Annotated in this window: 16 protein-coding genes; 4 read left to right on the top strand and 12 right to left on the bottom strand. The window is 70.6% G+C overall.

The window, feature by feature from the left end; all coding sequences use genetic code 11:
* From AB0H54_RS30385 to AB0H54_RS30365, 5 genes are all read right to left on the bottom strand, one after another.
* On the bottom strand, positions 1–1277 hold a 1277-nt coding region (locus tag AB0H54_RS30385), incomplete at its 3' end, for an acyl-CoA dehydrogenase family protein (protein WP_357350037.1).
* A gap of 212 nt (positions 1278–1489) precedes the next feature.
* The gene (locus tag AB0H54_RS30380) at positions 1490–2713 is read right to left on the bottom strand and encodes a TetR/AcrR family transcriptional regulator (protein ID WP_357350036.1); all 1224 of its coding nucleotides are present in this window, start codon (positions 2711–2713) and stop codon (positions 1490–1492) included.
* A gap of 25 nt (positions 2714–2738) precedes the next feature.
* Positions 2739–3833 carry a saccharopine dehydrogenase NADP-binding domain-containing protein gene (locus AB0H54_RS30375; protein WP_357350034.1) on the bottom strand — a complete coding sequence of 365 codons (1095 nt, stop codon included), beginning with the start codon at positions 3831–3833 and terminating at the stop codon, positions 2739–2741.
* Positions 3830–4747, bottom strand: coding sequence for an alpha/beta fold hydrolase (locus tag AB0H54_RS30370; RefSeq protein WP_357350032.1), 918 nt, complete (start codon positions 4745–4747; stop codon positions 3830–3832). The genes AB0H54_RS30375 and AB0H54_RS30370 overlap by 4 nt, the downstream gene beginning before the upstream one ends.
* Positions 4744–6138, bottom strand: coding sequence for an NAD(P)-binding domain-containing protein (locus AB0H54_RS30365; RefSeq protein ID WP_357350030.1), 1395 nt, complete (start codon positions 6136–6138; stop codon positions 4744–4746). Before AB0H54_RS30365 ends, AB0H54_RS30370 begins: the two co-directional genes overlap by 4 nt.
* Before the next feature lie 99 nt (positions 6139–6237).
* On the opposite strand from AB0H54_RS30365, the gene AB0H54_RS30360 reads away from it, so the two are divergent.
* Positions 6238–6894 carry a TetR/AcrR family transcriptional regulator gene (locus AB0H54_RS30360; protein WP_357350028.1) on the top strand — a complete coding sequence of 219 codons (657 nt, stop codon included), beginning with the start codon at positions 6238–6240 and terminating at the stop codon, positions 6892–6894.
* Between the two features lie 27 nt (positions 6895–6921).
* Here AB0H54_RS30360 and AB0H54_RS30355 read toward each other — a convergent pair whose 3' ends face one another.
* Complete coding sequence (locus AB0H54_RS30355) at positions 6922–7560, bottom strand: MspA family porin (RefSeq protein ID WP_357350026.1); 639 nt, start codon at positions 7558–7560, stop codon at positions 6922–6924.
* A gap of 232 nt (positions 7561–7792) precedes the next feature.
* Here AB0H54_RS30355 and AB0H54_RS30350 point away from each other — a divergent pair, with 232 nt between their 5' ends.
* Positions 7793–8470 carry a hypothetical protein gene (locus tag AB0H54_RS30350; protein ID WP_357350025.1) on the top strand — a complete coding sequence of 226 codons (678 nt, stop codon included), beginning with the start codon at positions 7793–7795 and terminating at the stop codon, positions 8468–8470.
* Positions 8471–8564: 94 nt separating this feature from the next.
* Here AB0H54_RS30350 and AB0H54_RS30345 read toward each other — a convergent pair whose 3' ends face one another.
* Entirely contained in the window at positions 8565–9047 is a 483-nt protein-coding gene (locus AB0H54_RS30345) for a nuclear transport factor 2 family protein (RefSeq protein ID WP_357350023.1), read from the bottom strand.
* Between the two features lie 141 nt (positions 9048–9188).
* Positions 9189–9845 (bottom strand): TetR/AcrR family transcriptional regulator, encoded by a 657-nt coding sequence (locus AB0H54_RS30340; protein WP_357350021.1) that lies wholly within the window; start codon positions 9843–9845, stop codon positions 9189–9191.
* Positions 9846–10072: 227 nt separating this feature from the next.
* Here AB0H54_RS30340 and AB0H54_RS30335 point away from each other — a divergent pair, with 227 nt between their 5' ends.
* Positions 10073–12076, top strand: coding sequence for a glycosyltransferase family 39 protein (locus AB0H54_RS30335; RefSeq protein ID WP_357350019.1), 2004 nt, complete (start codon positions 10073–10075; stop codon positions 12074–12076).
* A 61-nt stretch (positions 12077–12137) separates the two neighbouring features.
* Here the strand turns inward: AB0H54_RS30335 and AB0H54_RS30330 are convergent, their stop codons facing one another.
* From AB0H54_RS30330 to AB0H54_RS30315, 4 genes are all read right to left on the bottom strand, one after another.
* The gene (locus AB0H54_RS30330; protein ID WP_357350017.1) at positions 12138–12539 is read right to left on the bottom strand and encodes a hypothetical protein; all 402 of its coding nucleotides are present in this window, start codon (positions 12537–12539) and stop codon (positions 12138–12140) included.
* A gap of 139 nt (positions 12540–12678) precedes the next feature.
* Positions 12679–13680 (bottom strand): magnesium and cobalt transport protein CorA, encoded by a 1002-nt coding sequence (locus tag AB0H54_RS30325; protein ID WP_357350047.1) that lies wholly within the window; start codon positions 13678–13680, stop codon positions 12679–12681.
* A 101-nt stretch (positions 13681–13781) separates the two neighbouring features.
* Positions 13782–14063, bottom strand: a complete 282-nt coding sequence (locus AB0H54_RS30320) for a hypothetical protein (protein WP_357350015.1) — start codon at positions 14061–14063, stop codon at positions 13782–13784.
* An 85-nt stretch (positions 14064–14148) separates the two neighbouring features.
* A complete protein-coding gene (locus tag AB0H54_RS30315) occupies positions 14149–15477 on the bottom strand; it encodes a cytochrome P450 (protein ID WP_357350013.1) in 1329 nt (442 codons plus the stop codon).
* 173 nt (positions 15478–15650) lie between these two features.
* On the opposite strand from AB0H54_RS30315, the gene AB0H54_RS30310 reads away from it, so the two are divergent.
* Positions 15651–25730, top strand: coding sequence for an HAD-IIIC family phosphatase (locus AB0H54_RS30310; RefSeq protein ID WP_357350011.1), 10080 nt, complete (start codon positions 15651–15653; stop codon positions 25728–25730).
* Positions 25731–25735 lie beyond the last annotated feature (5 nt).

Below are 25735 nucleotides of genomic sequence, written 5' to 3'. Positions count from 1 at the left end.
CCGGAGCCACCGAAGGTCTGCAGCGAGTCGGTCAGGTACTGGTAGGCGCGCTCGGAGCCGACACCCTTGACGATCGGGAGCAGCAGGTCGTTCACCCGCGCGGCCAGTTCGCTGTCGGCACCCGAAACATGCTGTGCCACTGCGGGATCCTGGTGCGCGGCGGTGAACAGGTACACCGACCGCAGGCCCTCGGCGTAGGCCTTCTGCAGCAGCAGCGAGCGGCGCACGTCGGGGTGGTGCAGGATCGTCACACGCGGCGCGGTCTTGTCGGCCATCCGGGTCAGGTCGGCGCCCTGGACGCGGGTCTTGGCGTATTCCAGCGCGTTCAGGTAACCGGTCGACAGGGTGGCGATGGCCTTGGTGCCGACCATCATGCGCGCGTTCTCGATGACCTCGAACATCTGCGCGATGCCGTTGTGCGCGTCGCCGACGAGCCAGCCCTTGGCCGGGACGCCGTGGCCGCCGAAGGTGAGCTCGCAGGTGGCCGACGCCTTCAGGCCCATCTTGTGCTCGACATTGGTGACGAACACGCCGTTGCGGTCACCGAGTTCGCCGGTGGCGGAATCGAAATGGAACTTCGGCACGAAGAACAGCGACAGGCCCTTGGTGCCGGGACCGGCGCCCTCCGGGCGGGCGAGGACCAGGTGCACGATGTTGCCGAACAGGTCGTCGGAGTCGGCGGAGGTGATGAAGCGCTTGACGCCCTCGATGTGCCAGGAGCCGTCCTCCTGCGCGATCGCCTTGGTGCGGCCCGCGCCCACGTCGGAGCCGGCGTCCGGCTCGGTCAGCACCATCGTCGCGCCCCACTCGCGCTCCACGATGATCTGAGCCCAGGCGCGCTGCTGGTCGTTGCCGACGCGGTCGAGGATGTCGGCCATCACCGGACCCATGCTGTACATGTGCGCGGCGGGCTGGGCGCCGAGCACGAACTCGGTGACCGCCCACTCCAGGATCGCGGGCGCCGGCACGCCGCCGATCGCCTCGGACTTGCCCAGGCGCCACCACTCCGCGTCGTACCAGGCGCGGACGGCGCGCTTGAACGAGTCCGGCAGCGAGACCGTGTGCGTGGCCGGGTCGAACGTCGGGGGCGTGCGGTCGGCCTCGGCGTACGGTGCCGCGACCGGCCCCTCGGCGAGCCGGGCCGCCTCACTGAGCACCGAGCGCGCGGTATCGGCGTCCATATCACCGAAAGTGCCTGCCGCGAGGACGGTTTCGAGTCCGTACACCTCGAACAGGTTGAACTCGAGGTCTCGCACGTTGCTCTTGTAATGACTCACGAACGTTGCCTTCTCGGTGGCCGGGGACGCGACGCGTCCAGGGGGAATGGGGGAGCGGCGGTGCGGCTCCCGCGGCCACTGTGCGGCACCGCGGCGCGGCGGGCAACGCTAAGTGAACGGGGGCTAAAACGAGGTGCGCGGGGGCGGTGCGGTCCAGCGGCTGGTAACCGGCCGTCGGTGGCCACCGATGAACGCTCCGGGAGTGGCGTGAATCACTTTCCGGGTCGTGCGGGCTCGAGCGGGACGGCCTGGATCCGCTGGGCCACCGCGACCAGCGCCTCGACCAGATCCGGCCGTCCGGCCAGTCGTGGGTTGCGGACCGCTTCGATGACCACGGTGGTGACCGCGCGGATGAGCATCCGCGCCACGGGCGGGGCCACCTCGGGACGGAGTGCCCGCAGCAGACGGGCCCAGCGGCCGATGCCGTCCTGGCGGACCTGCCGGTACCGGCGTTCGGCGGCCGACGGCAGATGGCGGGTCTGGCTGACCGTGATGGCGAGCAGATCCGGTTCGTCGACGCCGAAGCGGGCGAAGTTGCGGGTGAGGGTCCGCAGCGCCTCGCCGGGGTCCCGGCCGTGCGCCAGCGCGTGGGACACCAGCAGATGAACCCACTCGTCGTGCCTGCGCACGATCTCGTCGAGCAATTGCGCCTTGCTGTCGAAGTAGTGGTAGACGGCCGGGCCGGTGATGCCGACGGCCGCGCCGATGTCGTCGATGCTCACCCCGGGGAAGCCGTGGTCGGTGAACAGATGCGCGGCCGCGGCGAGGATGCGTTCGCGGCGCACCGTGCGGTCGAGTCCGGGGCGGTCGCTGGCCGCCCAGTGCGCGCGAACATGCGCGGCGCGGGCTTCGTTCGCCGGGAGGTCGATCGCGAGGACCACGCGCGCGGTCGCGACGAGCACCCGCGCCGCGACCGGCGAGGGCAGCTCGAGCCGGTGGTAGGCGGGGCTCGCCGCGACCGAGAAGGCCGCCCAGCTCAGCAGCTCCACGTCGGCGGGCCGCAGCTCCGGTCGTTGCGTCCGCACGGTGCGGCGCAGGAACTCCGTCAGGCGGGCGGCGCGGAGAAGCACCGCGACCCGGTCGGTCGGATGCAGATGCCGGAATTCGAGCTGCCACAGCCGGGGCAGACCGCGGCGGTCCAGCGCCACCTGGACCAGCTCGACGACCACCGCGTCGTCATCGGGGGACCGTAGGTAGGCGGTCTCGAGCCGGGCCAGCGCGTCGTCCAATCCGGCGAGCAGGCACTGACCGAGGAGTTGCTGCTTGCTGTCGAAGTGCCGGTAGAGGGCACCGGGGGAGATGCCCACCCTGGCGGCGACCATCGCCATCGAGGTGTCGTGATATCCGTCGTGCGCGAAGGCGTCGAACGCGGCGTCGAGGATGATCGTGCGACGGTTGCGCGGTCGCGTGCGGCGGGTGGTCACCTCGGATCTCATCCCCCTCAGTGTGCCCGCACCCGGCTCAGACCACGACGAGACCGGTCTCGGCACAGCCCTCGCGCAGTTCCCGCAGTCCGAAGGCGTCGACGGGTCCGACCACACCCGCGGTGGACGAGGCCCCCTCGGCCAGGCGCGTCGCGGCCCAGGCGATGAGCTCGCCGGTGAGGTCGTAGATGCTCGGACCTTCGACATGGACCTCCGTCGCCGGGCCCGCTGCCGACGACGCGACCGCGACGACATGCGTTCTGGTGCGGGCGCGTTCGGTGGCGTCGGGCCCACCGGACGGGCCGATGACCGGGCGGGTCAGCGTATCGACCAGGGCGCGCCCGCCGGGCACGCGCAGGGCGGCCGCGGTCGCCGCGGACAGCACCGTCGCCGGGCGGCTCAGTGCGGGGAACCAGCCGTTGTAGACGGTGACGTTCTCCAGCGACGGGAACGCCGCGGGCAGGTGGAGTACCTCGGTGCCCGAGACCAGGAAGGCGCGTTTGCGCTGCCCGCGGACGGTGAAGGCCCGGGTGGTCGAGGCGCTGCGTTCCTCGACCAGTCGCGCGTCCCGCCAGCGGGCGGTCGGCAGCGACAAGCCGTCGCGCATGGTGGTCCGGGTGCCCTGGCTCAGGCCCCGCCACAGCGGTCCGGTGGCGAAGTAGCCGATGTCGAGCGAACGCACCGGGCTCGGGTGGCCCGCGGCGGCGAGTGACCCGGCGAGGATCCCGGGGACGTAGTCGTAGCCGAAGGCGGGGAGCATCACCGACCCGGTCCGCCGGGCCCGGTCGTCGAGGTCGCGGTGCAGGTCGCGTACGAAACCGACCTCACCGGTGGAATCGATGTAGTGGGCACCGGCCTCGGCGGCCGCACGGGCCACGGTGTGGCCGAACCGTTCGAACGGGCCGACCGTGGTGACGAGGACATCGCCCTGCCCGACCAGCGCCGCGACGCTCCCGGCGTCGGTGACGTCGGCGACGGCCAGGTCGAGACCACCGGACCGCTCGGCGAGTGCGTGCAGCGCGGTCCGGTCGCGGCCCGCGAGCACGGGTCGCGCACCGCGGCGCCGCAGTGCGCCGAGTACCAGGTCGCCGGTGTAGCCGGTGGCGCCGAGCAGGACGATGCGTCCGGTCATGGAATCGATTCTCCTTCGTCGAGGCGGGCGGTCGGCACCTGCCGCCGCAGGAAGTCGAGCTGATCGGTGACGACGCGTTCGAAGGCGTCACCACGGTAGATGTCGAAGTGCCCGTCGGGATAGCGGCGGGTCTCGCCGAACGGTGCGCGCGCGGCGTAGCGCAGCGTCGGCCCGGCCGGGGCGACCGAGTCCGTCTCGCACACCGCGAACAGGATGGGGACCCGGATGTCGGCGGTGAGGCGTCCGGGCCGGTCGGTGAGGATGTCCAGCACCACCCGGGCGGCGACCTCGTTGCGGAAGTCCGCGCCGGGCGGGACGAGCGCCAGATAGCCCGATTCGGCGTCGGGGGCGGTCATCAGCGCCGTGCCGCGGACGGGCCCGGCGGTGGCGATCATGTGGGGCGCGCGGCCGGCGCGGGTGCCGACGACATCGCGCAGCCAGGCGACGGTCGCCTTCACCGAGCTGACCGGATGGACCGCCAGGGTGGAGGCTACGCCGTCGGTGAACGGGCACTGCGCGATCGCGGCCACGAGGCCCGCGGGACGCTGCGCGGCGGTGTAGATGACATGACCCCCGCCGAAGGACGTGCCCCAGGCCACGACGCGGTCGCCGTCCACCTGGGGGAGCTGCCGCGCGAAAGTGAGGGCGGCGGCCCAATCGGCCCGCTGTTCGGTGGTCGAGAGCAGGTGCCGCGGCGTGCCCTCGCTGTCACCGAAGTACCGGTAGTCGAACACCAGGCACGCGTAGCCCGCGGCCGTGAATCGTTCGGCGTAGGCGGCCAGTCCCATGGCCCGGATCGCGCCGAGGCCGTGCGCCATCACGATCACCGGCGGGCGCTCGCCCTCGGGCAGATACAGCGTCGCGGCGCAGTATTCGCCGCCGACGGACGGGAAACGCAGCTGTTCGATGCTCATCGCGCCGCCACCTCGAGCTCGCGCTCGCGGCGTGCGGGCACGGACGCGGTCGGGTAGTCGGCGCCCGACAATCCGGCGGGGCGAGCGGCTCCGCGCTGCCGCTCCAGGCGCAGATCGCGCATGTAGTCGTCGAAGTCGACCTGGATGGTGTGCCGCTTCGACGCCACGTAGCGACGTTCCAGCCCCCGCCGATGCGCGGTGATCTCCCGATCCATCGCCCGGCGGTCGGGCAGGTGGTAGACGCCGTGCAGGTGGTCGGCCACCAGGTGCGCCTGGCGTTCGGCGATCGGCATGATCGCGCCCAGCGGCTGCACCAGGCCGATGAAGTACAGGCCGGGGACGTCCGGATGGAAGAGCCTGCGGTACAGGCCGATTCGGTTGTCGCCGGAGGGGTCGAGGAATCCGGCGTCGAAGAACGGGAAGCTGATCTTGTAGCCGGTGCAGAACACCACCAGGTCGGCGGCGACGCGGCGGCCGTCGGCGAAGACGATCTCGTCGCCGTCGAACCGGTCGATGGTGGGCACCGGGGTGATCGCGCCGTGCGCGAGCCGGTCCAGGATGCGGCTGGACATGGTCGGATGCGCCTGGGCGAATTTGTGGTCCGGCTCCGGCAGGCCGTAGCGGGACATCGGGCCGGTTGCCGCGGCCATCAGCCGCCGGGCCAGCGGCCAGCGCAGGAACGAGGGGATCCATTCCGCCCCGCCGATCCGGTCGTAGGGACGCCCCCACACGTACTTCGGGATGACGTGGACGCCGCTGCGGGCCGAAAGATAGGTCTGCGCGGCGTGATACGAGGCGTCGACGGCGATGTCCATCGCCGAATTGCCCATGCCGAGCACGACGACGCGCTTGCCGGTCAGCTGGGCTTCGTCGGTGTAGGCGTGGGAGTGCATGATCTCCCCGCGGAATTCGCTCGCGCCGGGGAACATCGGCTCGGGCAGGCGCGGATCCCAGTGGTGGCCGTTGGCGACGAGAACCGCGTCGTAGCAGACGATCTCGCCGGTGGACAGGGTCACGTCGAAGGTGCCGTCGTTGCGCGGGGCGACATGGGTGACGCCGGTGCGGAACCGGATGCGGTCGCTGAACCGGAAGTGCGTGACGTAGTCGGCGAAGTACTGCGCGATCTGATCGTGGCGCGCGAAGTCGGGCAGGTGCGCGGGCATCGGGAAGTCGCTGAATTCCATCCGCTGCCGCGAGGTGTTGATGTGCAGCGACTTGTACGCGGCCGAGACCCCGTTGCTGTTGCCCCACACCCAGTTGCCGCCGACCCGGTCGGACAGCTCGTAACAATCCACGTCCAGGCCGCGTTCGGCCAGCACCTTCACCGCCGCGATGCCGGCCGAACCCGCGCCGATCACGCACACTCGGGCGCCCTTGGAGGGGTCGAACATGATGCACACTCCTTTGTGACCAGTGGTCATATGACCACTGGTCACTGTACGATCGAAGGGGTCACACCGTCAAGGGCCCGCGGGCAGAGGAGAGCAGTGATGCCGACAGGGACATGGGACCGGCTCGCGCCCGCCCGCCGCGCCGCCGTGGTGGCCGCCGCCGAGGCCGAGTTCGCCGCGCGGGGGTTCAGCGGCGGCAGTCTCAACACGATCTGCCGGGAGGCAGGCGTCGCCAAGGGCAGCCTGTTCCAGTACTTCGCCGACAAGGCGGATATGTATGTCTACCTGGCCGAACAGTCCAGCGAACGGATCCACGCGACCATCGATGCGGCCGCGGCGGAACTGCCGTGGGACACCGACTTCGTCGGCGCGTTCGAGAGTCTGGTGACGACCTGGGTGTGGTACTTCTACGACCACCCGCTCGAACGCGCGATGACCGCCGCGGCCAATCTCGAGCCCGATCCGGTCGCCCGCACGGCGGTCCGGGAGGCTGTCAACAAGCATTACCTCGCGGTGCTGCGGCCCCTGCTCGAACGCGCGGTCGACACCGGTGTGCTCCGCCGCGACGCCGACCTCGACGCCCTGCTGGCCCTGCTCCTGCTGATGCTCCCGCATCTGGCGCTGGCGCCGCACGTCCAAGGATTGGACCCGCTGCTCGGGCTGGCCGACGGCGATGCCGACCATGCGGTGCGCGTGGCGTTGAACCTGGTCACCACCGTGCTCGCGCCGTTCCGGGTCACCGACACGGTCGCCTGAGGAATCGGAGGTACGCGGACGTGCCGGTCAGAGGGTGATCGGGTCGGCGAAGACCGCGCCGGTGCCGGTCACGTCGAGAGAGTGGGTGGTGATACTGGTGTAGGGCCGGACAGTCAGTGGCCCAGCGCAATTGGTGACGACCAGGTGGAAGTCGCGGCTGTGGACGTAGCCGGTCGCGTCCGGACGCAAGGTCTGCTCGCCGACCGGGATCTCGACGATCTTGCCTGGTGCGACCGACAGTTCGACGCCGAGTCCACCGGAGACGTTCGGCCCGGCGCCGAGCTCGATGCCCGGGTCCAGGGAGGTCAGGCCGACGTCGAGCGTGGCGTCGGCGCCCGCGTCGAAGCCGAGCTTCCCTTTCAGCGTCACCTCGACGTCGACATCGGCCGCGCACGCCACCAGATACCCAGCCTCGATCGTGCCCGTCCCCGGCCCGGTGACCCGCCCGTACCCGGTGATATCGAGAAACGCCTCCCGATTCGTCGGCATCCCGTTGAGCGCCCCGACCGGCCGAGCGGCGATATCACCGTGCCCCACGGTGTATTCGAGCCCACCCGGCGCGTCATAGGTCTTCTCGTGCGTGGGCACCGTGGCCGTCGCCGGAACCAGCACGAGCAGATGACCGACGCTGAGCGCGGCACCGACCGCCACGCGCTTCCTGTACATGATTCTCCCGCTCTGTCTCGATCAGCCGGACGGCCGACGGCCATCGTTTCCGCTGAACCTCCAGAAACCCTGGACGCTCACTGGGAGAACTCTGGGAGCGAAGCGAGGGGCGTCGAGTGTGGACAGAGCACCGATCGCCGTGAAGGCGATCAGGTCCTCGAACTGAACTCACTGTTCCAATTCACTGTACGGTCGGGATGATGTCGATGAACCGTCCCGTTAGCATCAATGTATGAAGCACATTGTTGTCGCCGGCGGGACCGACGGCCTCGGGCGGGCGGCCGCTCTCGACCGCCTGGCCAAAGGCGACACCGTCGTGGTCATCGGGCGGAACCCGATGCGGGGCGCCGAGTTCCTGGCGGCGGCCGAGGCGCTCGGTGGCGGGGACCGCTTCGTGCTCGGCTACGAGATGCTCGACCTGCTCGCGGCCGCACCACGGCCGCTGATCCTCAATGTGGCGGGCCCCGGCAGCGGCACCGGCCAGATCCGCTGGGGTGACCTGGGTTTCGCGCAGGGCTATCACGGCCTGCGCGCGCTGTCGCAGGGCGGCCAGCTCAACGACCTGCTGGGGATCGAGTTCGCGCGCCGTGCCCCTGCTCCGGTGCGATACGTGCTCCTGCACCCGGGTGTGGTCGATACCGGACTGTCCGGCGACTACGACCTGGAGATGGCAGCGCGGGTCCAGGCGATGCGGGTGGGCGCGCAGTCGGTGGCACAGGCGGTCCGCCCCATCCTCGACGTGCTGAACAATCCGCCTGCCGACCCGTTGACCGCGATCGTGCAGGGCAGGCCGCTCGATGTGCGGGGGCCAGCCTTCGACTCGGCCGCCGCGGCCCGGCTGTTCGGCGAGACGACACGCCTGCTCGCGGACTTCGGTGTGCCATCGCCCGTGGGTGCCGGCGAGTCCTGAGCCGGGAACTGCGCGCGAACCTCGACCGGTCGAATACGACGATCGGCCGAACTCGACTGCGAGCCCGGCCCGATCGTGCGGTGTTGACCGGCTTTCAGATCGGTCCGTGTCCCGCGGCGACCCGCCCCGCGACATGGCGCACGTCGCGATGCGAGATCAGCCATTCGCCCTCGTGCTGCTCGAACTCGTCCTGGACCAGCCCGATGACGGTCCAGTCGGCCGACCTGCCGACATCGGTGGCCGGGGTGCTCGAGAACCAGTGCCAGACCGTGACATAGGCCGTGAGCAGGGGTTTGCCACCGTCCCATTCGATACCGGCCTGCCCGACCACGTGGGCCACCAGGGACCGCTGCGACTTCGGCACGCGGCTCATGTGCGTGGTGAACTCGTCGCGGCCGTGGAACAGCACCGGCGGGCCAGGCATGATCCGGTACTCGATCAGCGCGTTCGGGGTGAAGCACTCGCTGAACCGCTCGCTCTCCTGGGTGTCGGCGATCCGGAAGAATTTGTTGAACGTGCGGAAGATCGCCCGCTCCGCCTCGATTGTGGCGAGCAGATCGTCGTGTACAGCGGTCACGTCGGTCCTTTCTCTGCCGGCGAGCGCACATCGCACGGCGTGTAGTTCAGGCCGGTGTTCCCAGCCCGGCGGGTAGTCGACTGCAGGCTGTCGCGTCGGCGGGGGAGACGGTGACCAGGCCGAAGCGGAAAGGGCGGTGGCTCAAGGGTTCTCCGTGGTGCCGTAGGCGCGCAGGAAGGTGTCGACGGCTGCCGTGGCGACGGCGTGCATCTCGGCGGTGGCGACCTTGCGGGTGCCCAGCCGGGTCCGGCCCTCCATGGGGCCGGTGATCAGGACGAGGAACTGCTCGGCGGCGGTCGCCGGATCGCTCGCGCGCAGTCGGCCCGCCAGTGCCAGCCGTGCCAGCCGATCGGCGAGCGCGTCGCCGAGCTGATCGGACGTGCGGCTCACCACGACATCGATCAGGTCGGGGAACTGGGCGACCTGACCGTAGGTGAGCCAGCGCAGGGATCGGGACTGCTCCGAACAACACGACCGGATCAGTCGGTAGGCCACGTCTTCCAGGGTGGCGCGCAGATCCTCGCCCGGGGTGCGCAACCGCTCGACCACTGCCAGGTTCTCGGCCAGAACGGCGTCGCTCACGGCGGCCAGTGCGTGCCGGAACAGCGTTTCCTTGTCGTTGAGGTGGTTGTAGATGGTCGGCTTGGCGACCCCGGCCACCTCGGCGATCTCCTGCACGCCCGCCTGCGCGTACCCCCGCCGGGCGAACACGACGAATGCCGCGTCCAGGATCGCCTGGCGCTTGTCGATCCGCCCGCGCGAAGTGGTCGGACCGGCCGGTGTCGTCGCTGAAGTCACCACCGCAGTCTATCCCATGCGCTCCGTAAAACTGCCTCGCCGGTTCAGTTTTATGTACCAGCGTATCTATGTTCAGTGCGAATATTAGACTGAACCGGCGAGTTCAAATTATTCTTCTCCAGTTCGGGAGAGATCGATGACCGACGGTGTTGTCGGCGTCGCGGTTCACAGCGGGCTCCCAGCTGGTACCCAGCTGGGCTGTAGCGGGCGGGGGCAAGGTGGTGGCTATGTCAGTTACCGCCATCGTGCCTTCCGGGCACCTCGATACCCGTGCCGAAGTCGGCGAGCCGGTCACGGTTCGCCGCGATGGACGTGTGCAGTGGATCGGCCTGGTCCTGCTGCTGGTGGGGACCGCCGGGGCTTACCTGTGGAACCTGTCGGCGAACGGGTGGGCCAATACCTATTACGCGGCTGCCGTCGAGGCCGGGGCGACGTCGTGGAAGGCGTTCTTCTTCGGGTCGCTCGACGCGTCCAACGCCATCACCGTCGACAAGACCCCGGCCTCGTTGTGGCCGATGGAACTGTCGGTGCGGCTGTTCGGGATGAACAGCTGGAGCATGCTGGTGCCGCAGGTGCTGCTCGGTGTCGCGTCGGTGGCCCTGCTCTGGGCGATCGTGCGACGGCACTACGGAGCGAATGCCGGACTGCTGGCGGGTCTGCTGCTGGCGGTGACCCCCGTCGCGGCGTTGATGTTCCGGTTCGACAACCCCGACGCGCTGCTGGTGCTGCTGATGCTGGCCGCGGTGTGGGCGATGAGCCGGGCGCTGAGTGACGGCCGGTGGCGCTGGCTGGTGTGGTGCGGGTTGTTCGTCGGTCTGGGGTTCCTGGCCAAGCAGTTGCAGGTTGTGCTGGTCCTGCCCGCGCTCGCCCTGACCTATCTGCTGTTCGGGCCACCCGCGCTGGGCAAGCGGATCGCGCAGTTGTTCGCGGCCGGGGCGGCGATGGTCGCCGGTGCGGGCTGGTGGATTCTGATCGCCCAGTTCTGGCCCGCCGATCAGCGACCGTATTTCGGTGGCTCGGAGAACAATTCGATCATCGAACTCACCCTCGGCTACAACGGGCTGGACCGGCTCAGCGGCGGTGAAGGCCCCGGCGGCGGATCCGGTGGCGGGAACCTGCCCGACATCTCCGGTGACGTGCCCGGCGGCTTCGGAGGGGGAAGTCCGTTCTCGCAGAACGGGATCGGAAGAATGTTCAATGACGCGGTCGGCGGGCAGATCGCCTGGCTGATCCCCGCGGCACTGATCCTGCTGGTCGCCGGCATCGTGGTGTGCGGGCGTGCGCGCCGCAGCGATCCGCGCCGGGCCGTGCTCGTGCTGTTCGGTCTGTGGGGCGTGGTCACCGGTGTGGTGTTCAGTCTGATGAGCGGCATCTTCCACGAGTACTACACCGTCGCCCTGGCACCGGCCCTGGCCGGGACCGTCGCCGCGGGGCTCGGCGTGCTGTGGCCGCGGCGGAACCGCTGGTGGATCCGGCTGACCCTGGCCGCCACCGTCGCGGCGACCGCGATCACGGCGTGGATTCTGCTCACTCGCACAACGGATTTCGTGCCGTGGCTGAAATGGGTAGTCGCCGCCGCCGCGGTGCTCGCGGTGGCCGGGCTGCTGGCCGGGAAGCGCACGAATCTCGCCGTGGTGACGGTACTGGCCGCGCTGTTCGTCGGCGTCGCCGGACCCGTGGCCTACACCGTCGACACGATCGGCACCGCGCACACCGGGTCGATCCCGACCGCGGGCCCGCAGACCGAGCGGGGCACGGGTGGGCCCGGCGGATTCCCAGGTGCTACCGGCGACGGTCCGAGCGCCGACGGTGGGATGCCCGGCGCCGATCGAGCCCCCGGGTCCGGCACCACGATGACGATCCCCGGATTCGGCGGCGGTGATGTCAGCGACGAGGTGGTGGCCTTGCTCGACGCCGGTCACGACTCCTACCGATGGGTCGCGGCGACGGTCGGCTCGATGTCGCAGGGTGGGTATCAGCTCGCCAGTGATGGCGAGGTCATGGCCATCGGCGGTTTCAGCGGCGGGGACCCGTCGCCGACCCTGGAGCAGTTCCAGCGCTACGTCGCCGACGGTGACATCCACTACTTCATCGCCGGCGGCTCCGGCGGTGGACCGGGGTCGTCGAACACCAGCGCGGGATCCAGGATCACCGCCTGGGTGACGGAGCACTACAACGCCATCGAGATCGACGGCGTCACGCTCTACGACCTCACCCAGCCGAAGACCTGACACGAACGAAGCGCCCGCCGGGAACCTGTCCGGCGGGCGCTTCGGCTGTGCGGCGAACCCGTCAGGCGGCGTCGAGGGCCGCGGTGATCTTGCGCAGCATCGCGGTCACGGCGGGGCTGGGCGCACCCTGGGCGAACTGGGCGGCGGATTCGGTGGCGGTCAGGACGGTCTCGCGGAAGTTGCCCGCCTCGGCCGGGTGCTGCTCGCCCAGCAGGCGCATGGCCGCGGTGAGGCTCGGCAACACCTGGTCGGCGAGCTCGGCGACCGACTTGCCGTGCAGGTGAACATCTTTGGACTTGGCGGCCAGTACGTGCCCGACCAGACCGGTCGCGGACGTGAGGGCGATCGAGCCGTGCGAGATCGCCTTGTGCGGCGCGCCCGCGGCCGCCAGCAGCGAGACGGCGCCGTAGGCGGCGGTGCGCAGGGTGCCGGCGTCCTGGGCGGTCAGGGTGGTGACAGACATGGTGTTCTCCTCGAGATCCGTTGTGGCGCCGACGGTGTCGGTGCCGGTTGTTTTCTTCGATGAACACACTGTGCCGGGGCGTCCTGATACCGCCCTGACGCACACCTGACACCACCACTGACACGCGATCGGCCGAGACTCAGAGCCACCTGATCCGGCGGAACACCACCACCAGCGCCAGACAGATGACCACCATCGTCGCCAGCACCACCGGATAACCCCAGGTCTGCTTCAGTTCCGGCATGTAGTCGAAATTCATCCCGTAGATGCCCGCGATCATCGTCGGCACCGCCAGGATCGCCACGAACGCCGAGATCCGGCGCATGTCGGCGCTCTGCTGGATCGCGATCTTGGCCACCGCCGCGCCCACCAGCGCGGTCAGCGACTCGTCGAGGTCGTTGATCCGCTCGGCCACACCGGTGTGATGGTCGGCCACATCGCGCAGGTAGCGGCGGATCTCCTTGGGCAGCGGTATCTCGGGGCGGGTCAGCAGCTGCAACGGCTGGGCCAACGGGCTCACCGCTCGCCGCAGCTCCACGATCTCGCGCTTGAGCTGGTAGATCGATTCGATCGGCAGGCGGCTGCGCGGGGTGAACAGTTCCTCTTCGATCTGCTCGACGTCGTATTCCACCGATCCGGCGACCTCGACATAGGAATCGACGACGTGATCGGTGATCGCGTGCAGCACCGCACCCGACCCCCGCGCCAGACGCTGCGGATCCGCTTCCAACCGGTGCCGGACCTCGGCGAGCCCGGAATGCTCTCCATGCCGGACCGCGACCACGAAATCGGGCGCGGTGAACACCATGATCTCGCCGGTCTGGACGATCTCGCTCACCGTCGCCATGTCGTGCTCGACATAGGCGACCGTGCGCATCACCGTGACCAGAGTGTCGTCGTAGCGCTCCAGCTTCGGCCGCTGGTTGCCCTTCACGGCGTCCTCGACCGCCAGCGAGTGCAGGCCGAACGTCCGCGCGATCTCACCCATCTGCCGGGCATCGGGCTCGAACAATCCCACCCAGACGAACCCCTCGCATCGGCGCCGCACCTCCGCCAGCGTCGCGGTCGGGGTGAATCGGCCGGGCAGGCGCTGCCCGTCCACGTAGACGCCGCAATCGACGATCGCCCGCGCCGTCGGCACCGCCGGTTTCGGCACGTCCTGCGCGGGAGTGAAGCGGGAACGTCGAAACCGGAACTGCGGAGCTGATGACACCGCACGATCCTACGGAGCCGCCCGGTCCACTATCCGTGCGGCTGACTCGGGTCGTAGCCCGGACAGCCCGCGTACGGGCGGGGGAGTTCGGGCTTGGCGCCGAAGCAGACGCTGTTCGGGTCGGTCGGGTCGTAGGAGTCGCCTTCTCTGCGGTGGGTGCCGGACGGGATCGGAACGGGGGTGGTGGAGTCGGTGGGGGTGGCGGGCGGCGGCGTCGTCGGGGTGGGCGGCACCGGGTCGGCGGCGCGCGAGCAACCGGTTCCGAGAAGCGCGAGAGCGAGCACGGAAGTGACGAGCAGGGTGCGGTTCACAACTGTCCCTTCATCGGAGATCGCCGCCGCCGACGGACGGCCAGCACACTTTCGGCAACACTAGTGTGGTGGGCCGTCGCCGCCGTCAGCGGGGGAGCAGGGTGATCCGCGCGTTCGCGGCGGGACTCAAGCCGGTGTGATAGCGCCGCGGCGGCTCGATCGGGCCGTCGATCGGCGCGATGCGGCGATGCTCGAGCACCGTGCGGAACAGGATCCGCGCCTCGGCCAGGGCGAACTGCGCGCCGAGGCAGCGGTGCGCACCCGCGCCGAAGGTGAGCCAGGTGTTGGTGCTCGGGCGGTGGTCGAGGAACCGCTCGGGACGGAAGGTCATCGGGTCGGGGTAGTGGTGCTCGGATTCGTGGATCAGCAGGATCGGCACGATGACGATCGCGCCCTTCGGGATGGTGATGCCGTTGATCTCGGTGTCGCGCAACGCCCGTCGGCCGGTGAACGGCGAGACCGGGCGCAGCCGCATGACTTCGGCGACCACCGCGTCGAGATAGTCGTCCAGGCGCGCGCTGTCGCCGGTGTCGACGGCGGCGTCGACCTCGGCCATGGCGGCCGGATGGGCGGCCAGCATGGCGGCGATCCAGCCGAGGGTGATGGCGGTGGTCTCGTAGGCGCCGAGCAGGATGCCGCGCATATTGCGGGCCAGGGCGGGGTCGTCGTGCTGGTCGAGGTCGGTGCCGATGTAGCGCGACAGCACGTCACGGCGGCCGCTCGCCTCCTCGGGCGCGGCGCGGCGGGCGGTGATCTCCTCGACGATGACGGCGTCGACCTCGCGCTGGGCGCGGCGCAGCGGCGGGTAGGGGATGGTCAGGCCGCCGATGAACGGGGTGATCAGGGTGACGGCGAGGAAGCCGCGGCTCTCGATCTCGCCGAACCACGCGGCGACCGCGTTCCGCAGGCGGTCGCGACGCTCGGGCGCGACCTCGCCGAAGACGACACCGAGCAACACGCCGATGGCGAGGTCGTAGCCCGCGGTCAGGAATTCGAAGGACTCACCCACCGGCCAGTTCGGCAGTTCGCGCTCGACCACGTCGACCATCAGGTCCTCGTAGGAACGCAGTGCGGCGGTTTGGAACGGCGGCGCGAAATGCTTGCGTTCGCGCCGGTGCTCTTCACCGTCGAGGAAGATCATCGTCTGCTTGCCGAACATCACGTCGTGACTCGAGAACCGGCTCAGGACCTGGCCGATGGAGAAGTCGTCGTGATTGGCGAACAGTGCGCGCACATCACCGGGTTCGTGGGTGACCAGCATCGTGGGAAATCCGGGGGGATCGACGACGAATCGCTCGCCGAATTCCCGCAGCGGGGAACTGTGCGTGCCGGGGCGCAGCAATCCGCCCAGCTCGCCGAGTCGGCGCAGGGGTAGTCGGGGCAGGTCGCGCAGCGAGGTGGAGGTCTGTGACACCCCGCCATCCTCATCGCGAAAATGCCGTTGTGCCAAGCGGTGTCGAAAATTCGATGCCCCCAATTATCGGGGCTCACCATGACGCGGTCGATGGTTCACGACGCCCGCTGAGCGCTCGTGTGGCCGCTATTGTGGGCGCAGTCAGTGGGTTCCACGGTCAGAGGAAGTAGTTCGTGCTCAACACTTTCGTCGAAACATTGTTCGCCCAGGTCGAGAATCGGCCGGCCGAGGTGGTGTATCGGTTCTTGGACAATGGTGACGTCGATGGTGTCGTGCACGAATTGTCCTATGCCGAACTGGGGCGGCGGGCCCGCGCGATCGGCGCCGTGCTCCAGGATTCCGCGCCCCGGCGGGCGCTGTTGCTGTATCCGGCCGGTCCCGAGTTCGCCGAGGCGTTCGTCGGGTGTCTGGTCGCCGGGGTGGTCGCGGTGCCCGCGCCGCTGCCGGAGTGGGAGAACCGGTCACTGCGGCGGTTGCGGCGGATGGTGGCCCACGCCGAGGTCGACATCGTGCTGGCGCCGCGCCGGATCCTCGCCGAAGCGGCGGCGCTGGGAGCCGAGATCCCGGAATTGGCCGGGGTGCCGTGGCTGTCGACCGACGACCTGCCCAGCGCGGCGGCCCTGCGCTGGCGCGAACCGGAGCTGCGACCGGACTCGGTGGCGTTCCTGCAGTACACCTCCGGCTCGACCAGCGCGCCGCGCGGCGTGGTCCTCACCCACGCCAATCTGCTGCACAACCAGGCGGCGCTGACCGCGGGCCTTGGCCACGACCGGATCGCTGACCACGACGGCGCGCTGTTCGCCAGCTGGCTGCCGATGTACCACGACATGGGACTCATCGCGCCGCTGCTGCACACGGTGTATCGCGGCGCGCACTCGGTGCTGATGTCGCCGTTGCACTTCCTGCAGCGCCCGGAACGGTGGCTGCGCGCCATCTCCACCTATCGCGCGCACACCAGCGGTGGACCCAATTTCGCCTACGAACTGTGTCTGCGCCGGATCGCGCCCGAGCAACTCGACGAGCTGGACCTGAGTTCGTGGCGGTGCGCATTCAACGGCGCCGAGCCCGTGCGGGCGGGCACGGTGCGCCGCTTCAGCGACACCTTCGCTCGTGCCGGGTTCCGCGCGACGGCCCAGCAGCCGGTCTACGGCCTGGCCGAGGCCACGCTGATCGTCACCGCCCCGTCCACGACCGCCGCGCCGACGATCATGCCCGCCGCGGAAAGTCCCACGCGCGGTGGCGAACTCGTCGGCGTCGGTCGCGCGGTGCCGGGGATCTCGCTGTCGATCGTCGATCCGGACAGCGGGACCGAGCGCGCGGAGGGGGAGGAGGGCGAGATCTGGGTGGCCGGTGACAGCGTCGCGGCGGGTTACTTCCGCGACGATGCGGCCACCGCCGAGGTCTTCGGCGCCGAGCTACCCGGGCACGACGCGACGTTCCTGCGCACCGGTGATCTCGGATTCCTCTCCGGTGGTGAACTTTTCGTCACCGGCAGGCGCAAGGATCTGGTGATCGTGGACGGGCGCAATCACTATCCGCAGGACATCGAGGTCACCGTCGAGGCGGCTCACAGCGGGGTCCGGGCAGGGTGTGTGGCGGCGTTCTCCGTCGATCTGGACGGGGAGCAGCCGGTCGTCGTCGCGGAGGTCCGCGGGACCGACCCCGCCGAATTGTCGGCGATCGAAGGTGCTGTGCGGGCCGCGGTGGCGACCGAGCACGGCCTGACCCTGGCCGCGGTCCTGCTGATCCGGCCGGGCACGATCTTCAAGACCAGCAGCGGAAAGATCCAGCGCTCGGCGTGCCGGGCGGCCTACCTGTCCGGGGAACTGCTGACCCTGCTGGCCGGTCCCGTGCGCTCGCCGGAGGACGAGATCGCCGAGTTCGAGGCGGACCTCGACGCGGCACCTGTGGTCGACGAGCCCGCGTCGGTCCTGTCGGCGGAGACGGTGCGGGACTGGCTGGTGACTGCGATCGCCCGTCAGGCCCTGCTGGATCCCGAACGGGTCGACGTGCATCGCCCGCTGGTCGAATTCGGCTTGGGCTCAGCGGATCTGGTGGAACTAGTCGTCGACCTGTCCGACTTTGCGGGCCGCTTCATCGACACGAATCTCTTCTTCGACCACCCCACGATCGACGGTGTCGCGACCGTCCTGGCCGCACCGGCCGAGGACGTGGCGGCGCAGGCTCCGGTCGTCGACGCGGTAGCGACCGAGGACACCGACGACGACGGCATCGCGATCATCGCCATGGCGTGCCGGTTCCCCGGCGCCGCCGATTCCCCCGAGGCGCTGTGGCGGCTGCTGGACGGCGAGGCCGACGGGCTGGGTGAGGTGCCGCCGGGCCGCTGGGACATCGACGGCCTGTACAACCCGGACACGACCGCGACCGGCACCGCCTATACGTTCCGCGGCGGATACGTCGACGGGATCGACCGTTTCGACGCCGCGTTCTTCGGCATCGGCCCCCGCGAAGCGGCGGTCATGGACCCCCAGCAGCGGATGATGCTGCACCTGGCCTGGGAAGCGATCGAGCGCTCGGGACGTGATCCCCGGACCCTGCACGGCAGCGCCACCGGCGTCTACCTGGGCGTGTACAGCACCGGGTATCTTGCCGACCCGGCGCCCGAACAGCTGAACGGGCAAGTGGGAACGGGCCTTTCGCCGAGCGTCGCCTCGGGCCGGATCTCCTACACGCTGGGCCTGCACGGCCCGGCTGTCACCCTGGATACCGCGTGCTCCTCCTCGATCGTGGCGATGCACCTGGCGATGCAGGCGCTGCGGGCGGGGGAGTGCGATCTCGCGCTGGCGGGTGGCGCCACTCTGCTCATGTCGCCGGTCGCTCATATCGAGCTGTGCCGGTTGGGAGTGCTGTCTCCGACCGGCCGGTGCGCCCCGTTCTCCGCCGACGCGGATGGGACGGTGTGGGCCGAAGGCGCGGGCATGGTGCTGCTCAAGCGGCTGGGCGACGCCCGCCGCGACGGTGACCGGGTGCTCGCGGTCGTGCGCGGGTCCGCGGTCAATCAGGACGGCCGCAGCCAGGGCCTGAGCGCGCCCAATGGCGCCGCGCAGGAACAGGTTCTGCGCTCGGCGCTGCGGGTGTCGGGGCTGACTCCGCACGACATCGACTACGTGGAAGCGCACGGCACGGGCACCGCCCTGGGCGACCCGATCGAGGCGCGGGCGCTGGCCCGGGTGTACGGGCCGGGCCGGGATCCGGGGCGGCCGCTGGGGATCGGCTCGCTCAAGTCGAACCTGGGCCACACCCAGGCGGCGGCGGGTGTGGCGAGTGTCATCAAGCTGGTGCTCGCACTCGAACACGAGCGCATTCCGGCCACTCTCAACGTGAATGTCGCCTCGCCCCATGTCGATTGGGAGCGCAGCGGGGTCGCGGTCCACGGGCAGACCTCCCCGTGGCGACGCGGCGACCGGCCGCGCCGGGCCGGGGTGAGCGCGTTCGGGCTTAGCGGCACGAACGCGCACTTGATCCTCGAGGAACCCGCGCCGAGCCCCGTTCCGGTCGTGTCCTGCCCGGAGACCGCGGTCGCGCTGCTGCCGATCTCGGCGCGGAGCGAACGATCGCTGCACGGGCAGGCCGAGCGGCTGCTCGACCTCGTGCTCGCCGATCCCGGCGCCGAGCCGTGGTCGGTGTCGCGGGCGCTGAGCACCGAACGCAGTCAGTTCGAGCGCCGCGCCGTGCTGGTCGCCGCCGATCGGGACGAGATGATCGGCGCGCTGCGCGACCTGGTCGACGGCCGGACCGCGGCGAATGTCGTGGTGGGCGACGGTCCGGTGCTGACCACCGCGAAGACCGCCTTCGTCTTCCCGGGGCAGGGCATGCAGTGGGTCGGCATGGCGCGGGACCTACTCGACGAATCGGCGGCGTTTCGTGCCGAGTTCGAGCTGTGCGACAAGGCATTCGGTACATATCTCGGCTGGTCGCTGACCGCCCGGCTGGCCACGCTGACCACCGCCGATCTGGTCGATTTCCCGGTCGTGCAGCCGGTGCTGTTCGCGACCATGGCCGCCTTGGCCGCCACCTGGCGGGCGGCGGGGGTGGCCCCGGACGCGGTGCTCGGGCACAGCCAGGGCGAGATCGCCGCCGCGTACTGCGCGGGTGCGCTCCACCTCGACGATGCCGCCTGGATCGTCGTCACCCGCAGCCGCCTGATGCAGGCCATCGACGACCCGGCGGCGATGGCGATGATCGGGTTGCCCGAGGCCGAGGTGGCCGCGCGGCTGCTCGCCTACGACGGCCGGATCTCGATCGCCGCGGTGAATATCCGGCGATCGACCATCGTGGCCGGCGAGCAGGGTGCCGTCACCGCGCTGCTCGCCGAACTCGACGATGCGGGCGTCTACACCCGGCTCGGTGCGTCGGGGCCGGGCCTCGCCGGGCACTGCCGGATCATCGAGGACATCCGCGACGACCTGACCGCGCAGCTGGCCGACCTGTCCGCGAACGTGCCCACCATCCCGTGGTATTCGACGGTGACCGGCGAGCCGATGACGCTCGCGCCGACGGGACCGGACTACTGGTACCGGAACGCGCGCGAGACGGTGCGCTTCGCCGCCACCGTCGAGCGGATGATCGGCGACGGTGTCCGCTACTTCGTGGAGCTGGGCGCGCATCCGTCGTTGACCGCCGCCGTGCGGACCGTCGCGGAGGAACTCGGGCGGGACGTGATCGCCGTCGGGTCGCTGGTGCGAGATCAGGACGGGCCAACGGCGCTGGCGCGGTCTCAGGCGGCGCTGTACGCCGCCGGACACGACCTCGACTGGAGCCGCCTCGCTCCCGGTCCGGGCCGGATCGACCTGCCCACCTACGCCTTCGACGAGCGGCGGTTCTGGACCGACAGCGGTCACCGTGACACGGGCGCGATCGGTCTCGACGACATCGCCCACCCGGTCCTCGGTGCCGTTGTCGCGCAGCCGGATTCGGGTGGCGTCACGCTGACCGGGCGGCTGTCCCGCGCGCTGCACCCGTGGGTCGCCGACCATGCGGGACCCGCCGCGGTGCTGGTCCCCGGTGCCGCGCTGGTCGAGTGGGCGGTGCGCGCCGGGGACGAGGTGGACTGCCCGGTCGTCCGCGAACTGGTGCTGCGCGCGCCACTGCTGGTGCCCGAGCGTGCCGCGATACAGCTCCAGGTGGTCGTCGGCGGCGCGGATGCCGAGCAGCGGCGGACGGTGCGCGTGTATGCGCGCGACGAGCACGATCCGGACGCGCAGTGGACGCTGCACGCCGACGGGCAGCTCGGCGAGGACCCGGGAGTCGCACCGGCGCAGACGGATTCGGCCGTGTGGCCACCGACCGGTGCGGAGCCGGTCGATATCGGCGAGCTCTACGATCGACTGTTCGATCGAGGTCATCGGTACGGTCCGGTGTTCCGGGCGGTGCGTGCGGCGTGGCGACGCGACGACGACCTGTTCGTCGAGGTCGAACTGCCCGAGCAGGCGCACGAGGACGCGGCCGGATTCGGTATCCACCCTGCTTTGCTCGACGCCGCCCTGCACGCCACCGCGCTGTTCGCGGGCGACGGCGAGCACGCGCTGCTGCCCTTCGTCTGGTCCGATGTGGTGCTGTCGGCGACCGGCGCGACCGCGCTGCGCGTGCGGCTGAGCCGGTCGGGGCCCGACACCGTCACCGTGTCCGCGACGGATCGGTCCGGCCGTCCGGTCGTGTCGGTGGGGTCACTGCTGTCGCGTCCGATCGATGTCACCCAGTGGCAGGGTGCGTCACCGGCGGCGGCCGTGCGCCGGCTGTTCCGCCTGACATGGACACCGTTCGCGCTGCCCACGGCGACGGGCGGGTCGGCTGTGGTCGAATGGCCCGGGGTCGGCGACACCGTCGTGCTTGCCGTCCCCGAGGGGCAGTCGATCGACGAGGTCCACACCGTTGCCCAGGGAGTCCTGGCCGAGCTCCAGACGTTCCTCGGCGACCGTCGATTCGAGCGGTCCACTCTCGTGGTTCGCACCCGCAACGCTGTAGTCGAGAACCCGCTCGGGAGCAACCCCGATACTTCGGCAGCCCCTGGTTCCCCGATCAGCCCGGATCCGGCCGGTGCGGTGGTCTGGGGTCTGGTCCGCTCGGCGCAGTCGGAGAACCCCGGGCGGATCGTCCTGGTCGACTCGGCCGACCCGGAGATCGACTACCCGGCGCTGCTCGCCGGCGGCGAACAGCAGTTCGTCGTCCGTGACGGTCGCGCGTTCGTGCCGAGGCTGACTCGGTTGCCGGAACCCGCCGGGGCCACGCCGTCGCCCCGGATCACCCTGGGCGACGGCGCGGTGCTGATCACCGGTGCGCCGGGACGCCTCGGCTCGGCACTCGCGCGCCACCTGGCCGACGCCTACGGCGCGCGCGATCTGGTCCTGGTCAGCCGCCGCGGCATCGATGGCCCCGGCGGCGCGGACCTGCGCGACGACCTCGAACAGCGGGGTGTGCGGGTGCGGTTCGCCGCCTGCGACATCACCGACCGATCCGCGCTGGCCGATCTGCTCGACGGGCTGCCGCTGGCCGGTGTCGTGCACGCGGCGTGTGTCCTCGACGACGCCACCATCGGCTCGCTCACCCCGGCACAGCTGACCGCGGTGCTGCGCCCGAAAGTCGATGCGGCGCATCACCTGCACGAACTCACCGCCGATCGCCCGCTGTCGATGTTCGTCCTGTTCTCCGCCGCGGGTGGCCTGTTCGGTACGCCCGGCCAGGCCGACTACGCGGCCGCGAACGCCTATCTCGACGCGCTCGCGCTGCGTCGCCGAGCGTTGGGCCTGCCCGCGCAGGCCCTGGCCTGGGGCGCCTGGGAAGTCGACATGCACGACCATCTGGCCCGCGCCGACATCGCCCGCATCGCCCGCGCCGGCGTCCGCGCGTTCGCCGTCCCCGACGGCATGGCGTGCTTCGATGCCGCTCTCGCACAGGATGATCCGCTGCTGGTGCCGCTGCTCCTGGACACCGCGGTCCTGCGCCGCTCACCGGCGGTGCCACCATTGCTGCACGGGCTGGTGCGGCGGGCGCCTCGGCGCGCGGTGGCCGATCGCGCGGCGGTCGACGCCGGGGTGAGTTCGCGCTTCGCCGACGAGCTGCGCACCGCGCCCCGCGCCGACGCGGTCGCCACCGCCCTGGCCGCGCTGGCCGGGTGGACGGGCGACGTGCTCGGACACGGCGGCACCGAGACGGTCGACGCCGGGATGTCGCTGCACGGTCTCGGCCTGGATTCGCTGATGGCGGTGGAACTGCGGAACAAGGTGCGTGAGCACACCGGGATCGCGGTGCCGCTGGGCACCATCCTCGCCGAGCAGAGCCTCACCGACCTCGCGGGCTATCTCGTTGACGAGATCGGCCGTCGGGCCGGCGACGATACCGCCGCCGTGGTGGTCGAGGTCCCCGAGGTCGAGGTGCTGCCGGTGACTCGGGACATGATGCGGCTGCTGCGCACCGAACAGCTCGGCATCCCGAGTGCCGCGCAGACCGGTGGCGTCGCGGTCCGGGTGCCGGTACCGGTCACCCGGACACAGCTGAGCGCGGCCGTGGCCCGGCTCGCCCGCCGACATGCCGCCTTGCGCACCACCATCCGGCCCAGCGAGGTTCACGGCCGGGAACTGGCCATCTTCCGTGACGCCGAGGTACCGGTCGGGTGGCGCACGCTGGACCGCCTCGACGACAGTGTCGTGGAGCGGCATTTCCGCGCTCTGATGACACCGCCGTTCGATCCGGCGACCGGTCCGCTGTGGCGCTTCGAATTGCTCGACGCCGGTGCGGCGGGCCAGGTGCTGGTCTTCGGGGCGCACCACGGGATGAGCGATGTGCAGTCGATGCTGCTGGTCGCGGGCGAACTCGCGACGGACCTGTCCGGTGCCCCGCTCGACGACGCCGTCACCAACCGGGACCTGCACCAGCTGCTCGCCGCGCAACCGAGCCGACGCGACGACACCGCGGTGACGCGCTGGGGCGCCGCCTTCGCCGGTGCTCGGCGGCTCGACCTGACCCTCGCCCGCCCCCGCCCGGCCGAGCGCACCTACGGCGCGGGCGCCTCGGCACTGGACCTGCCGCGGGGACTGCACGACCGGGTCGCCGACCGGGCACGCGAGCTCGGGATCACCCCGGCCGCGCTGTTCCTCGGTGCGCTGACCGTCGCGCTGGCCCGGCGGCAGCGGGTCGATAGGTTCGCGCTCGCGGTACCGGTCGACACCCGCATGCACGCGGACGCGGCCGACGCCGTCGGCTACTTCGGTGTGCCCGTGCCGTTTCCGGCGGAGGTGGCCGACGGCGATCGGGTCGCCGATGTGCTGCGGCGCACCGGTGATCGGCTCCGCACGCTCCTCGTGCCCGGGGCCGGGTTCGCCGAGGTCCTGGCCGCACTGGCCGGGGAGGGGCTGTACCGGGACAACGCGCCGATGGTGGAGGTCTACTTCAACTACCTGCGCGCCAACTCCGCGGTGGCCGCCGCCGAGCTCGTTCCGGTGAGTACCGGGTTCTCCGATCTCGATCTGATGATCGCGGTGCTGCCGGACACCGACCAGGTGTGGTTCACCTACAACACCGACATCATCGACGCGGCGGCCTGCGCCGAATTCGGCAGGTACTACCTCGAGGTCGTCGCGGCGGCGGTCGCCGATCCCGGTGCGCCCGCCGTGCCCGAAAACGCTGGGCAGCAGTCGAAGTCGGGCCTGCGGGTCGCGGTCGGTGCGACCTTCGCGCTGGGGCGGCTCCCCGAACTGCTGGCGGCCGCGGCCACCGAGGTGCCACTCACCGTCGCCGAAGCGCCGTACCACCAGGTGCTGTCGTGCCTGCGTGACCCGTCCGGCGTGTTCGCGCAGCCGTCGACCGAGGTCGGCATCGTGCTGATCCGCGCCGCGGATCTGGAGCGATTCGGTGACCTCACCGACGATGTGCTCGCCGAACTGGCGATCGAATTCCCCACGGCGGTCGGCGATGTCGTCGCGCGGACCGGGCGGCCGATCATCGTCGGCCTTCTCCCGTCGCTGCGGCCGACGCCGCGGTGCGCGGACTGGGAGCGGACCGTTGCCGATCGGCTGCGCGACGTTCCCGGCGTCGCGCTGCTCGAGCACGCCGAGTGGCACCGCGTGCACGCGGTGGACGCCCCGTTCGACGAGCGCACCGAGGTCCTGGCGCATCTGCCGTTCACCCCGGAATTCCAGGCGGCGGTGGCTCTGACCCTGGTCGCGACCGTCACCGCGGTCGGCGAACCGGCGCCGAAGGTCATCGCCGTGGACGGTGACGACACACTGTGGAGCGGGACTGCGGGCGAAACCGGCTCCGCCGGTGTGTGTTTCGACGCGCCACGGCTGGCGCTGGCCGCCCGGCTGCGACAGTGGCGCGACGCGGGCACCCTGCTGGTGCTGCTGACCAACAATGACGACGACATCGTGCACGAGATACTGGCACGTCCGGACAGTCCCTTGCGCCGTGCGGATTTCGCCGCCGTGGCGACCGGGTGGGTGGCCAAGCCGGGTCGCCTGGCCGCCGTCGCCGACACGCTGCGCCTGGGACTCGACACCTTCTGCTATCTCGACGACAACCCCGTCGAGATCGCGCGGATGCGTGCCGAGCTCCCCGAAGTCCTCGCGGTGACCTGCCCGCCCGCCGCCGAACTCCCGTCCTTCCTCACCCGGCTGTGGCCGCTCGTTCCGCTCGCCACGACCGCCGAGGACCGGAGCCGGACCGAGTTCTACCGCCAGGAGTCCGTCCGCGACACCGTCCGCGCCACCGTCGAATTCGAGCAGTTCCTCGATCAGCTCGGCCTCGAGGTGGAGATCGAGGCGCTCACCGACGACTCCGCCACCCGGGCACGGCAGCTCGTGCGGCGGACCACCCAGTTCACCCTCGCCGCCGTCACCGCCGACGACCTGGACCGCTGGCGCACCGAAGGTGAGGTCTGGACCGCCACCGCGCGCGACCGCTTCGGCGACTACGGCCTGATCTCCGTGCTGGCCCTGCGCGTGGACGGCGACAGCCTGCGCGTCACCGGCTGGCAGCTCAGCTGCCGGGCCCTCGGCCGCGGCGTCGAGGAACGGCTGCTGCGCTGGGTCGCCGATCGGGCGGAGACCCTCGGCTGCTCGACGGTGCGCATGACGGTCGACAACACCGCCCGCAACACCCCCGCGCGCCACCTGGCCGCCCGCCTGCACGGCCACGATGCCCACGACAACGCGCAGAAGGTGTCGACAACACCGGACCGATTGCGCGAGTTCCGTTCCTGGCACACCCCCGTGCCCGCGGGAGAGGTAACCCGATGACGAGC

It is taken from the genome of Nocardia sp. NPDC050718 (genome assembly GCF_040654235.1).
Lineage (GTDB): Bacteria > Actinomycetota > Actinomycetes > Mycobacteriales > Mycobacteriaceae > Nocardia.
Note: the sequence above shows the minus strand (reverse complement) of the source record. Positions and strands in the feature narration are given on the sequence as shown.